This is a genomic window from Bacillus licheniformis DSM 13 = ATCC 14580 (genome assembly GCF_000011645.1).
Classification (GTDB): domain Bacteria; phylum Bacillota; class Bacilli; order Bacillales; family Bacillaceae; genus Bacillus; species Bacillus licheniformis.
This window is the reverse complement of sequence record NC_006270.3, coordinates 469,961-482,218: the sequence shown is the minus strand read 5'-3', so window position 1 is coordinate 482,218 and position 12,258 is coordinate 469,961. Positions and strand designations below refer to the sequence as shown.

Below are 12,258 nucleotides of genomic sequence, written 5' to 3'. Positions count from 1 at the left end.
CAGCATTTTTGTTTCATTTCAGTCCGAATCCTGCACGATCTGATAATACATGCCCGTTTTTTGATCGACCACCGGCTCCAAATGAAGCCCGTCATCAGTCTCAAATGTACCATTCAGGCGATCTGCATCCCCTGTATATAACGTGTACTTTCTTCCCTTAGGGGTTGTGAACGGCGCGGAAGCTTCCGCATTCTCCGTTTTCGGGTGGTCCGATTTTACAATTGCGTAATTTAAGTCGCGGTACCATTGATAGTTGCCGTTTTCCCTTTTGATGTGTGCGAGGCCAATCCCCTCTCCCTCCGAATCGCCGAATCGAAAAACGACGACTTGTTCACCGTTTAAATCGATTTTGTCTATAATATCGTCTTTTGTAATGCTTTCATAACGAATGCCGTTCTCAATCGCTTTCTGTTCGCTGTTCACCCATTTGGTTTGTTCCTCAGCCTCTTGGGCGCTCGCACATCCGGCGAGCCAGATCAACAAGAAGAATAAAACTGTTCGTTTTTTCATCCGCTTCCTCCGACTTTAATTGTTTTTTGGCCATTATATGAATTCGGCCAGCGTTGAATATTTCCTCTTTTCAGGGAAATTTCCGAAGCGGCGATTCAAAAATCCGCAAACTTATCTTACAATAGAAAAAGTTCTGAATGATCGAGTAGGGAGAGATCGTTAGTATGAAAGTATCGGTTCTGTTTGTCTTGCTTGCGGCAATTTTATGGGGAACGACGGGAACAACCCAGGCATTTGCGCCGAAAGAGGCGGCACCTCTTGTGTTCGGCGCTGTCAGAATGGCTGTCGGCGGCATCACCCTGCTCTTGTTCGCGGCTTTCCGCGGTCAATTGAAACGAAGCGGCTGGCCCGTTAAAACGCTGATCATCGCAGCATTGAGCATGGCATTTTACCAGCCTTTCTTTTTTTCAGCCGTCAGCCTGTCAGGAATCGCCGTCGGAACGGTCGTCGCCATCGGCAGCGCTCCGATTATTGCCGGCTGCCTCGAATGGCTGGTGTTCAAAAAGGTTCCGCAGACGAAATGGTGGATCGCAACTGCTGCAGCGATAGCAGGCGTAGCCTTATTATTCATTCCCTCCGCCTCATCGGGGGGGAGCTTTCTCGGCATACTGCTCGCACTTGGCGCCGGTCTTTCCTTTGCCGTCTACACGCTGACAAGCAAGAAACTCCTGCAAAAGCAAAAGCCGGAGGCTGTCACAGGCACCGTATTCTTTTTAAGCGCTGTATTGCTTGCCCCGTTGTTGTTTCTGTACGATCTCGGCTGGATCTCATCGGTTCAGGGAATGGCTGTCAGCCTCTATATCGGGGTCATTGCAACCGGAGCCGCGTACCTGTTATTTACGACAGGATTGGCAAAAGTGCCCGCCTCAACGGCGGTGACGCTGTCGCTTGCTGAACCGCTTACAGCGTCGCTGTTGGGAACCGTGCTTGTCAGGGAATCGCTGCCTCTTGTTTCCTGGGCCGGGATCGCCCTGCTTCTTTTAGGCATTTTTTATATTTCCTATCAGCCCAAAAAGGATAAAATAAACGCTGAACAGATGAAAGCGTAAAAAAAACCCGCCCGGGGATATACGGGCGGGTTTTCATGTTGTCTTGTTATTCATCCAAACCGATGGACAAATATTTTGTTTCCAAATACGGCTCGATGCCTTCCAGTCCGCCTTCGCGTCCGATACCGCTTTCCTTCATGCCGCCGAAAGGCGCCTGAACGGTTGACGGTCCGCCGTCATTCCAGCCGAGAATGCCGTAATCAAGGTTTTCGGATAAATAGATGCCGCGGCGGTAGTTTTCCGTAAAGAAGTATGCCGCTAAACCGTAAGGCGTATCATTGGCGAGCTTGACCGCTTCGTCCAGCGTTTTAAAAGACGTAATCGGCGCAACGGGGCCGAATGTTTCCTCATGCATGATCGTCATTGAAGGATCAACATCCGTCAGCACTGTCGGATGGACAAAGTAGCATGATTTCTCATCATCGCTTTCATATTCGGCGCCGATGAGAACTTTCGCCCCTTTATTCACCGCGTCATTGATTTGATCGACGATTTTTTGGAAGCCGTTTTTATTGATGATCGGCCCGATTGATACACCTTCTTCGAGTCCGTTCCCGACTTTCAGCTTGGCAACTTCCGCGCGGAGTTTTTCTGCAAATTCATCCTTAACCGATTCATGAACGATCAGACGGTTTGCACAGACGCACGTTTGTCCGGCATTCCTGTATTTCGAAAGCATCGTCTGCTTAACGGCGAGGTCAATGTTGGCATCTTCATCAACGATCAGCGGGGCATGGCCGCCGAGCTCCATTGACACATGCTTCACCGTCTCGGCGCTGTTTTTCATTAAATGTTTGCCGACAGGTGTTGACCCGGTGAACGTAATCTTGCGGATCAGCGGATGGCTTGTAAAAATAGAGCCGATCTCTTGTCCGTCGCCGATCACACATTGAAGGACGTCTTTCGGAATGCCCGCTTCGTGCCCGAGACGGACGAGCTCAAGCGCCGTTAAAGGCGTATCAGGCGCCGGCTTGATGATAAAGGTACAGCCCGCCGCCAAAGCCGGCCCCGCTTTTCTCGTGATCATCGCCGCCGGAAAATTCCACGGGGTAATCGCCGCAACAGGTCCGACTCCCTGGCGTGTGACGATGATGCGCTTGTTCGTCACAGAGGCGGGAACCGTTCTTCCGTAGATGCGCTTCGCTTCCTCCGCATACCATTCGATATAGCCTGCGCTATATAAGACTTCGCCCTGCGCTTCAGCGTACGGCTTGCCGTTTTCAAGCGTAATCAATTTTGCCAGCTCGTCCTTCTGCTCCACAATTAAATCAAACCATTTTTTCAGCAAGCCCGCTCGTTCTGCAGCCGATGTTTTCGACCATTTTTGAAATGCCTCATGCGAGCGTACGACAGCTTCTTCGACTTCCTTTGCGGATTGCTGGGGAACCGATTTGATTTTTTCTCCAGTCGCAGGATTATATACTTCTAGCATGCTGGTCATGTTGAATCTCCTCCCCTTTACGTTTTGAACTGCTGTTGTATAAAAGAAAACCGATCAATGTCCATCCCGCCAAGATCAGCCACTCATACGGCCATGTGAGCGCGGCCGGCATGCCTGGCAAATAAAAGGCAAGGAAGATAACACTTAAGAGGATAGCAGATATACCCGTTGTTTTCCACTTATTGATTTTATACGGCCTGTGTAAATCCGGCTCTGTTTTTCTCAGCTTCATGAATGCAATCGAGACGATCAAATATCCGACTATAATACCTGTTCCCCCTGCATTGACGATCCAAACAAGGGCAGGGCGTCCGAGCAGCGGGGCAAAAAACGCCAGCGCACCCAGAAATAAAATTGCATTAGTCGGCGTTTTATACTTCGGATGGATGAAGCCGAACCATTTCGGCACCATGCCCTTTTCCGACATTGCAAACAGAATCCGGCTCGCGCCGATGATAAATGCGTTCCAGCTCGTAATGATTCCGGCGACGCCGCCGAGGACAAGCACCGTGCCGAACAGCTGGTTCCCGAGCAGATTGACCATTGCATCCGCGGTTGCCAAAGAAGTCGTCGCAAGCTCGCTTTCTGACAGACCCATCGTTACGCCGAATACAATCAGCAAATAAAACACGACCGCACTGATAATCGAAATAATCAAAATTTTGCCGATGATTTTTTTCGGGGCATTAATTTCAGCCGCAACCTGAGGGATGACGTCAAATCCGACAAATAGAAACGGAATCATGACAAGGACGGACATCATACCGGAAAACCCGTCTTTAAAAAGGGGCTGTACATGTTCGAAATCACCGTTTACCAAGGCGCCGCCCAAAAGGAGAAAGCCCGTGGCGATAATCGCAATCGTAAAGACCGACTGAAAAATCGCGGCCGGCTTGACGCCGAAGTAATTGAGCGCTGTCAGGACGACCGCACCTCCCGAACCGATCAACACCCAAGTGACATACACGTCCCAGCCGCTTAGCGACCAGAGAAACCCCTGATGTTCGACAGGCAGGACGTAATCGATGACGGTAGGCAATGCGACCGCCTCAAATGTAATCACCGAAACATAGCCGAACAGCACACCCCAAGCGGCGACAAAAGCCGTTTTTCGTCCGAACGCCCTGTAGACGAAAATCAAGCCGCCACCCGTTTCAGGGATGGCAGAAGACAGCTCCGCGTACGTTAACCCGATTAAGATGACGAGTATGCCGCCGATGATAAACGCGATCGTGCTGCCCAAAAAGCCGGCTGTCGAAATCCAGTCGCCGGAAAGGACGACCCAGCCCCAGCCGAGCATAGCTCCGATCGCTAAAAATAGCACATCCGTCTGCGACATCGTTTTTTTCATTTGCTGTTTACCCATCAAAATCCGCTCCTTCTTTTAGAAGATGTCAAACTAGAGCTGTTCCAGCGCTTCTTCAATGATGCCGAACCCTTCCTCAAGTAATTCATCAGTAATGACGAGCGGAGACAGAAAACGGATAATGTTGCCGTTGATCCCTGCCGTCAACAAGAGCAGACCGTGTTCATTGGCGTACTTGGCAATCTTGGCCGCAGCTGCTTTGTCCGGCTCCCGCGTCTTTTCGTCCCGGACAATTTCAATCGCAGCCATTGCGCCAAGTCGGCGGACTTCCCCAATCTGCGGATATTTCATCTTCCATTCAAGCGCCCGCTCTTCGATGGCTTTGCCGATTTCTTCAGAGCGCTTGTTGAGCTGTTCCGATTCGATAATATCGAGCACTGCCAAAGCGGCTACGCATCCAAGCGGACTTCCGGCGTAGGTGCCCCCGAGTTCACCCGGATCCGCCGCATCGAGCATTTCCGCCCGGCCGATGACGCCGCTGAGCGGAACGCCGGCAGCCAGCGATTTTGACACTGTCACAAGATCAGGAACGACATCAAAATGCTCAATCGCAAAATATTTGCCCGTTCTGGCAAAGCCTGTTTGAATCTCATCAGCGACAAAAACGATGCCGTGTTTTTGGCAGAAGGCTGCGACATGCTGCACAAACCGTTTTGAAGGAATGATAAAACCGCCTTCTCCCTGTACCGGCTCCATGACGACGCAAGCAACCGTCTCCGGAGCAACAGACGAGACGAAGAAATCGTCAAACGCCTGAATAACCATGTCATCATAGCTTTCATCAGTCATCCCTTCAGGCTTTCTATAGTAGTAAGGAAACGGCGCCTGATATACCTCGGGTGCAAAAGGACCGAATCCGAATTTGTACGGTTTCACCTTGCTCGTCATGCTCATCGTCATGTTTGTGCGTCCGTGGAATCCGCGGGTAAAAGAAACGACGGCTTGACGCTTCGTATATTTTCTGGCGATTTTCACGGCGTTTTCTACGGCTTCCGCACCCGAGTTCAGGAAAATCGCTTTTTTCTCATGGGCGCCCGGCGCAAGCCGGCAAAGCTTTTCCGCCAATTCCAAATAGGCCGGATACATCATGACGTTAAAACCGGGATGGATGAGCTGTTCGGCCTGCCGCTTGACAGCTTCTACAACTTTCGGATGTGAATGCCCGACATTTAATGTGCCGATCGCCCCGGCAAAATCGATAAAACGGCGTCCGTCAATATCATATAAAACGGCACCTTCCCCTTTAGCGGCCAGATGACGATTTCCGTTGGAGACACCCCTTGCCACGAATTGATCCCGTTTGGCCTGCCAATCTTCCGTTGTGAATGCTTTTGTGTTCCGACTCATAAAAAATCTCTCCCCCACTTTTATTTCTTATAATTCTGAATATTTTTTGGTATGATGAAAAGTACCAATCATTAATTTTTGATGGTACCAGAGGGAGGCGCTATGATCACAATACCGATTGACCGCTCCAAGGGCGCGGAATATATTTATCACCAAATCTATCAACGGATTAAAGAAGAAATTTTCAGCCGCAACCTTTTGCCGGGGAAAAAGCTCCCATCCAAGCGAGAGCTCGCCGAAACATTGAACGTCAGCATCAATTCGGTCAACGCCGCCTACCAGCAGCTTCTGGCAGAAGGTTATCTTTATTCGCGTGAAAGAAAAGGCTTTTTTGTAGAGCAGATCGAAACGTTCCACGCCAGCCGTCACCCCGGTCCCCTTCAATTGGAAAAAGAACTGGTTGAAGAGCCTGAAAGCAAAGACGGCTGGATCTCGTTTTCCCATATGAGCGTCGATACGGCGCATTTTCCGTTTAAAACATGGCTTCGCTGCGAACAGAAAGCGGTTTCTTCACATGTTGACGAACTCGGAGAAATGACGCACCCGCAAGGCGTCTACGAAGTGCGCCAAACGATCGCACGCTTTATCGCTTTAACGAGAGGCGTCAAATGTCTCCCCGAACAAATCGTGATCAGCGCAGGGACGCAGTCCTTAATTCACACGCTCCAGGACCTTCTCCCCGCCTCAGCCGTCTATGCGATGGAGGAGCCGGGATACAGCCGCATTTATCGACTGCTGAAAAATGAAGGAAAAGAAGTCGCCACGATTCAGCTCGACCATAAAGGAATGCGGATCAGCGAGATTCACCGTCTGAATCCGGACGTTTTATTTGTCACGCCTTCACACCAGTTTCCAACAGGAATCATTATGCCGGTATCGAGGAGGATTCAGCTTTTAAACTGGGTTTCCGACGGGGCAAACCGCTATATTGTGGAAGACGATTATGACAGCGAATTTAAATACGGGAGCGATACGATCCCCGCCCTGCAAAGCCTTGACCGCTCTGAAAAAGTCATCTACATCGGCACTTTTTCAAAATCGCTTCTTCCGGGCCTGAGAATCAGCTATATGGTACTGCCGCAAAAGCTGCTGAAGCGATACAGAAAAAGGCACCATTTCTCGATTCAATCGAGCAGCGTCTTAACGCAGCTCGCCCTGCAGGAACTGATCGAATCGGGGGAGTACCAAAAGCACATTAAGAAAATGAACCAGATTTACGAAAAAAAGCGGACAAGGCTGATCGGAAGCCTTGTCAAACACTTTAACGGCCGGGTCAAAATTAAAGGCGAGAGCGCAGGCCTTCACTTTGTGGCCGATTTTGAAACGGATAGAAGTGAAGAAGAGGTTTTATTAAGAGCAAAGGAAAGGCGGGTCGAGGTTTACGGCATGAGTCGGTTTACGTTAAAGAAAGAGCAGACAAAACATGAAGGAACGGTATCGCTCGTGCTCGGATTCGCCAAAATCGCTGCCGATCAGATCGACGAAGGGACTGCCAAGCTTTATGAAGCGGTATGCGGTGATGAGAAGCTTTAAAAATACCGGCAGGTTCTTTCCTGCCGGTATCAGCCTGGCTTTAAAAAGCCGACATCTGGTCCGTTTACCACCGTTCCTTTTCTACCTTGAGAACCGCCTCGATCAGTCCCGGAAACTGCTCCTCCAATTCCCGTTTGCAGAGGGAGTAATAATGATGCTTCCCTTCGATGCGGACTTTGAGCAGACCCGCTTCCCTCAGCACCTTGAAGTGGTGGGACAGCGTAGACTTTGCAATATTGAGATTTGTGCACGTACCGCACGTTTTCTCGGCTGTGTCAGCCAATGCTTTGACAATCTCAAGCCTGTAAGGATCACTCAAGGCTTGGAGAACGGCTGTTAACTTCATTTCATTTGTTTTCATGGGTTAAATGTATCATAATCCTAACTTCAAGACAATTCATCAAGGAGGCAAATGGGTTGCCGGCAATGCAAGGACATGTTACGATTCAATTGTTCGAAGATTTTCGAACAATCAATTCCCTGTGTATACAACGCACACGAAAAGGAATTCTAAATGACATAATGGAGGTTTGATCCAATGATCGTATTGCAAGCCTATATGAAAGTAAAACCAGAAAAACGAGACGCCTTTCTCGAAAGCGTACAACCGCTTCTTAAACATTCAAGAGCTGAAGCCGGCAATGCCCAGTACCAGCTGTTTGAAGATACCGAACATGCCAATACATTTGTCATGCTTGAGCAATGGAAGGATCAAGACGCGCTTGACGCACATAATCAGACAGAGCATTTTCAAGCTTTCGTTCAAGCGGCGGGCGACCTTTTATCAGAACCCCTGAATGTGGTTAAAACGCACACAACGGATTAAAGAAAGGATGAGTTTCTAATGAATGAAGTATTGAAAACATTGAAAGACCATAGATCAATCCGCAGCTATACAGATGAGCCCGTGAGCCCTGAACAGCTGGACGACATTATTCAAGCCGTTCAAGCCGCGCCGAATTCCATTAACGGCCAGCAGGTCACCGTGATTACGGTTCAGGATGAGGAACGGAAAAAGAAAATTGCCGAACTGGCCGGCGGACAGGTCTGGATCGAGCAGGCCCCTGTTTTCCTTTTGTTCTGCGCGGACTTCAACCGTGCGAAAATCGCCCTTGAGAAAAACGGCGAAACGCTTGCGATCACAGACGGAATGGAATCCGTGCTTGTCGGAGCTGTCGACGCAGGCATCGCCCTCGGGACGGCCACAGCAGCCGCTGAATCGATGGGACTTGGCACTGTGCCGATCGGCGCGGTCCGCGGCCGTGCAGAAGAGTTGATCAAACTGCTCAATATTCCTGAATACGTCTTCCCTGTCGCAGGACTTGTCGTCGGCCATCCGGCGGACCGCTCCGCCAAAAAGCCGCGCCTCCCGGAACAAGCGGTAAGGCACAGCGAAACGTATCAACCGGATTTAAAACCGCTGATCGACGCGTACGATGAAGAAATATCCGAATACATGACAAAACGGACTAACGGACAGGAAACAAGAAACTGGTCTCAGGGCATATCCGCTTATTACAATAAAGTGTACTATCCTCACATCCGTGAAATGCTTGAGAAACAAGGATTTAAACTCGAATAGATGCTTTAGGCTATCGGTGATCGATAGCCTTTTTCCATGCGTTCCATTCCACATTTCGATGAGCATCGAAGGTCTTTACATTTACACTATGTAAAAAAGGAGTGGAATACATGAAATCATTTGCAAAGTATCAAACATTTCTGGATCTCCATCATCAGTCAGACCCATTCGTTCTGCCAAATGCATGGGATGCAGCCAGCGCCAAAGCATTTCAAAACTGCGGTTTTAAAGCAGTCGGGACAACCAGCGCCGGAATCGCTATGTCCCTCGGCTATCCCGACGGCGAACATCTCCCCTTTGAAACATTGCTTTCCGTACTGAAAACCATCACGGATGCCGTCGATATTCCCGTCAGTGCAGATCTTGAAGCGGGTTACGGCCAAACACCGGAAACAGTCGCTGAAAACGCAAAAAAAGCCGCAGCTGCCGGGGTTGTCGGTATGAATATTGAAGACGGAACGAAAGACCCCTGCCGGCCGCTTTCTGATGCAACATTAATGGAAGAAAAAATAACGGCTGTTAAAAAACTGAACCTTCCTGTTTTAATCAATGCCCGTACGGATGTGTACTGGCTCAATGCTGACGCCCCCGGCTCCCGTCTTCAAGCAGCAGTCCGGCGGGCAAATCGGTACAGTCAAGCAGGCGCGGACTGCATTTTTATCCCCGGAGCCGATGATGCAGGCACCATTGCCGGGCTGAGAAAAGGTATATCCGGGCCGATCAACGTGCTGGCCGGCTCACACACCCCCTCTTTACAGATTCTTTCCGAACTGGGGATTGAAAGGATCAGCTGCGGATCCGCCCCTTTCAGAGCTGCACTGTCACTGGTGAAAAAGATCGGTGAAGACATCATCCGCCGCGGCGCCTTCAATCGTATGACGGACGGCGTGCTTTCATACGGAGAAGCGGCTGATTGGATCAGCCTTCATCGTGACCCAAAACAAAATCGTTGACCGAAACTGTTCGGTCTGTTAATATTTCATTTATGAAAACTCATGGGTTTTTTAGTGACCCATGAGTTTTATCATTGCGAAAGAAGGAGCCGGAATGAACGAAAAAAAAGCAGCAGTCTTAAGGGCCGCCAAAAAGCTGTTTGCCCAAAAAGGCTATCACAATGTTGCAATGCAAGCGATCGCTGAAGAATGCAAAATGTCAAAAGCATCTATTTATAAACTGTTTCAATCTAAAGAAGATCTTCTGCTGGCATTGATCAAGTTCAGAAAGCATGAAATGCTGAACAAAAGCGCCGTCATCAATACGGAAACCTCGCTGACGCCGAAAGAAAGATTCGCTAAAAAAATCGCTTTGGAGATTACGGAATTCAGGGAAAACCGCCAATTTATCAATTTCATCTCCAATGAGGGATCATCTCCGGATACCGCAGTATTTAAAAAGCATCTGAAAGAAACAAAATCAATGATTATCAGCTGGCATAAAGACTCTATCATTCAAGCGTACGGCGAAGAGGTCGAGCCGTTTATATGGGATATCGTCATCATTTTCCACGGGCTGATGAGGGAATTCCTGTTTTTAGTCGGCACTGGAAAAGCGCAGCCTGACGTTAAAACGATTCCGCCATTCATTATGTCAGTTCTGGACCTCTTCATAGAGAAAAAGCTGAACGAAGATCAGAAAAGTTCATTAAATGAAGACATTATTGCCTCCTATTCGAATTTCTCATCATGCTGGGCACCGCCCAAAAAAGAGGAATTGCTTGAAGACCTTTTGCAAAAACTGAAAACCAAGATTTCTTCGCTGCCACAAGACGATGTTTCCGTGACAGAATTGCTGTCTGCCGCAGATTTGCTGAGCGAGGAGCTTTTCGCCAATGAGCCACGCACGTATTTAATTAAGGCTCTCCTTGATTACCTTGGAAAAATCGAGGCCATCCAATACGATGTTTCACAAATACAAACGATTAGTATAAAAGAATAAGAGGGATTGATATGAGTACAGGAACTGAACAACAGACATACAACAGAAATATCATCGTAGGTTTGCTTATTGCCGGGGCGTTTATCGCGATCTTGAACCAAACGCTCCTGGTTACCGCACTGCCGCATATTATGGCAGACTTGAACATAGACGCTACAAAAGCTCAATGGCTGACAACGGCGTTCATGCTGACAAACGGGATTCTCATTCCGATTACCGCCTTTTTGATCGAAAAATTCTCGAGCCGCGCGCTCGTCATCGCGGCGATGAGCATCTTTGCGGCGGGAACAGTCGTCGGTGCGGTGGCGCCTAACTTTCCGGTTCTTCTGGCGGCGCGGATCATTCAGGCCGCAGGCGCCGGAATTATGATGCCGCTCATGCAGACGATCTTTTTAACGATTTTCCCGGTTGAAAAACGCGGGGCTGCAATGGGCATGGTCGGCTTGGTGATCGCATTTGCACCGGCCATCGGACCGACATTGTCAGGCTGGATCGTCGACAGCTTTACATGGAGATACTTATTTTATATTATTCTGCCAATTGCACTGATTGATCTTGTGCTTGTCATCTTGCTGATGAAAAACGTCACGAAATTGAGAGAAACATCAGTGGACATCATATCTATTATCCTGTCCAGCCTGGGTTTCGGCGGTTTATTGTACGGCTTCAGCAACGCCGGATCAGAAGGCTGGGGGAGCAATACTGTTTTAATTTCCTTTGCAGTCGGTGCGGTCGCCCTGTTCTTCTTTATCTCTAGACAATTGAAAATCAAAAGGCCGATACTCGAGTTTCGCGTTTTCCAATCGTGGACTTTTACGATAACAACGCTACTTGGTATGATCGTTTTTGCATTAATGATCGGTACTGAGACCATTTTGCCGCTGTACACGCAAAACGTCAGAGACGTGACAGCTTTCGATTCGGGTTTGATGCTTCTGCCGGGCGCGATAGCAATGGGCATCATGTCGCCGATCATCGGCCGGATTTTTGACAAGATCGGCGGAAAAGGCCTTGCGATTATCGGGTTTGCCGTCTTGCTGCTGACGTCCATCCCGTTTGCGGACCTGCAAATGGATACTTCGCTGACATTTATTATCGTCATTTATACGCTGCGGATGATGGGAACTTCCATGATTATGATGCCTCTCACAACGGCGGGCATCAATGCCCTTCCGGCGCACCTCATTCCGCACGGAACAGCGATGAACAATACGATGCGCCAGATCGGCGGTTCGATCGGCACGGCTGTTCTGATTTCCGTCATGAGTAATTCAGCCAAAAACGCCGCGACATCTCATCCGTTAAATGCGCTCATTCACGGCATGAATTCCGCCTTTATCGTGGCCGCTGTCTTGGCGCTGATCGGATTTATCCTTTCGTTTACATTGAAAAAGAAGCCGCAGGCCGACAAACAAGGCCAGCCGGCCCGCTGATCATGTCACGCCAGTTCAATCGAACTGGCGTGTTTTTTTATATTCGCTTAACTGAGTCTGGG

Annotated in this window: 12 protein-coding genes; 7 read left to right on the top strand and 5 right to left on the bottom strand. The window is 49.2% G+C overall.

Annotation, left to right across the window (positions count from 1 at the left end; all coding sequences use genetic code 11):
* Positions 1-18: 18 nt before the first annotated feature.
* Positions 19-510 carry a hypothetical protein gene (locus TRNA_RS23865; RefSeq protein WP_003178968.1) on the bottom strand — a complete coding sequence of 164 codons (492 nt, stop codon included), beginning with the start codon at positions 508-510 and terminating at the stop codon, positions 19-21.
* A 164-nt stretch (positions 511-674) separates the two neighbouring features.
* Here TRNA_RS23865 and TRNA_RS23860 point away from each other — a divergent pair, with 164 nt between their 5' ends.
* The gene (locus tag TRNA_RS23860; protein WP_003178966.1) at positions 675-1,559 is read left to right on the top strand and encodes an EamA family transporter; all 885 of its coding nucleotides are present in this window, start codon (positions 675-677) and stop codon (positions 1,557-1,559) included.
* Between the two features lie 46 nt (positions 1,560-1,605).
* Here the strand turns inward: TRNA_RS23860 and gabD are convergent, their stop codons facing one another.
* From gabD to gabT, 3 genes are read right to left on the bottom strand one after another with little or no spacing between them, the layout of a single operon-like run.
* Positions 1,606-3,000 (bottom strand): succinate-semialdehyde dehydrogenase, encoded by a 1,395-nt coding sequence (gene gabD, locus TRNA_RS23855; RefSeq protein ID WP_011197549.1) that lies wholly within the window; start codon positions 2,998-3,000, stop codon positions 1,606-1,608.
* The gene (locus tag TRNA_RS23850) at positions 2,975-4,366 is read right to left on the bottom strand and encodes an APC family permease (protein WP_003178960.1); all 1,392 of its coding nucleotides are present in this window, start codon (positions 4,364-4,366) and stop codon (positions 2,975-2,977) included. Before TRNA_RS23850 ends, gabD begins: the two co-directional genes overlap by 26 nt.
* A 33-nt stretch (positions 4,367-4,399) precedes the next feature.
* Positions 4,400-5,713 carry a 4-aminobutyrate--2-oxoglutarate transaminase gene (gene gabT / locus TRNA_RS23845; RefSeq protein ID WP_011197548.1) on the bottom strand — a complete coding sequence of 438 codons (1,314 nt, stop codon included), beginning with the start codon at positions 5,711-5,713 and terminating at the stop codon, positions 4,400-4,402.
* A 102-nt stretch (positions 5,714-5,815) separates the two neighbouring features.
* On the opposite strand from gabT, the gene TRNA_RS23840 reads away from it, so the two are divergent.
* Positions 5,816-7,246 carry a PLP-dependent aminotransferase family protein gene (locus tag TRNA_RS23840; protein WP_009330178.1) on the top strand — a complete coding sequence of 477 codons (1,431 nt, stop codon included), beginning with the start codon at positions 5,816-5,818 and terminating at the stop codon, positions 7,244-7,246.
* Positions 7,247-7,310: 64 nt separating this feature from the next.
* Here TRNA_RS23840 and TRNA_RS23835 read toward each other — a convergent pair whose 3' ends face one another.
* The gene (locus TRNA_RS23835; protein ID WP_003178955.1) at positions 7,311-7,607 is read right to left on the bottom strand and encodes an ArsR/SmtB family transcription factor; all 297 of its coding nucleotides are present in this window, start codon (positions 7,605-7,607) and stop codon (positions 7,311-7,313) included.
* Positions 7,608-7,784: 177 nt separating this feature from the next.
* Here TRNA_RS23835 and TRNA_RS23830 point away from each other — a divergent pair, with 177 nt between their 5' ends.
* The 5 genes from TRNA_RS23830 (at position 7,785) to TRNA_RS23810 (ending at position 12,196) form a co-directional block, all read left to right on the top strand.
* Positions 7,785-8,072, top strand: a complete 288-nt coding sequence (locus TRNA_RS23830; protein WP_003178953.1) for a putative quinol monooxygenase — start codon at positions 7,785-7,787, stop codon at positions 8,070-8,072.
* An 18-nt stretch (positions 8,073-8,090) separates the two neighbouring features.
* The gene (locus TRNA_RS23825) at positions 8,091-8,828 is read left to right on the top strand and encodes an NADPH-dependent oxidoreductase (protein WP_003178951.1); all 738 of its coding nucleotides are present in this window, start codon (positions 8,091-8,093) and stop codon (positions 8,826-8,828) included.
* 110 nt (positions 8,829-8,938) lie between these two features.
* On the top strand, positions 8,939-9,781 hold the full coding sequence (locus TRNA_RS23820) for an isocitrate lyase/PEP mutase family protein (RefSeq protein ID WP_011197547.1): 843 nt from the start codon (positions 8,939-8,941) through the stop codon (positions 9,779-9,781).
* A 94-nt stretch (positions 9,782-9,875) separates the two neighbouring features.
* Complete coding sequence (locus TRNA_RS23815; protein WP_011197546.1) at positions 9,876-10,763, top strand: TetR/AcrR family transcriptional regulator; 888 nt, start codon at positions 9,876-9,878, stop codon at positions 10,761-10,763.
* Positions 10,764-10,774: 11 nt separating this feature from the next.
* Positions 10,775-12,196 carry an MDR family MFS transporter gene (locus TRNA_RS23810; RefSeq protein WP_003178944.1) on the top strand — a complete coding sequence of 474 codons (1,422 nt, stop codon included), beginning with the start codon at positions 10,775-10,777 and terminating at the stop codon, positions 12,194-12,196.
* The last annotated feature ends 62 nt before the right edge of the window (positions 12,197-12,258 follow it).

Excerpts from the sequence above, each read along its gene's own strand:
- TRNA_RS23865 (WP_003178968.1), bottom strand. The coding sequence starts at position 510 with ATGAAAAAACGAACAGTTTTATTCTTCTTGTTGATCTGGCTCGCCGGA.
- TRNA_RS23860 (WP_003178966.1), top strand. The coding sequence starts at position 675 with ATGAAAGTATCGGTTCTGTTTGTCTTGCTTGCGGCAATTTTATGGGGA.
- gabD (WP_011197549.1), bottom strand. The coding sequence starts at position 3,000 with ATGACCAGCATGCTAGAAGTATATAATCCTGCGACTGGAGAAAAAATC.
- TRNA_RS23850 (WP_003178960.1), bottom strand. The coding sequence starts at position 4,366 with ATGGGTAAACAGCAAATGAAAAAAACGATGTCGCAGACGGATGTGCTA.
- gabT (WP_011197548.1), bottom strand. The coding sequence starts at position 5,713 with ATGAGTCGGAACACAAAAGCATTCACAACGGAAGATTGGCAGGCCAAA.
- TRNA_RS23840 (WP_009330178.1), top strand. The coding sequence starts at position 5,816 with ATGATCACAATACCGATTGACCGCTCCAAGGGCGCGGAATATATTTAT.
- TRNA_RS23835 (WP_003178955.1), bottom strand. The coding sequence starts at position 7,607 with ATGAAAACAAATGAAATGAAGTTAACAGCCGTTCTCCAAGCCTTGAGT.
- TRNA_RS23830 (WP_003178953.1), top strand. The coding sequence starts at position 7,785 with ATGATCGTATTGCAAGCCTATATGAAAGTAAAACCAGAAAAACGAGAC.
- TRNA_RS23825 (WP_003178951.1), top strand. The coding sequence starts at position 8,091 with ATGAATGAAGTATTGAAAACATTGAAAGACCATAGATCAATCCGCAGC.
- TRNA_RS23820 (WP_011197547.1), top strand. The coding sequence starts at position 8,939 with ATGAAATCATTTGCAAAGTATCAAACATTTCTGGATCTCCATCATCAG.
- TRNA_RS23815 (WP_011197546.1), top strand. The coding sequence starts at position 9,876 with ATGAACGAAAAAAAAGCAGCAGTCTTAAGGGCCGCCAAAAAGCTGTTT.
- TRNA_RS23810 (WP_003178944.1), top strand. The coding sequence starts at position 10,775 with ATGAGTACAGGAACTGAACAACAGACATACAACAGAAATATCATCGTA.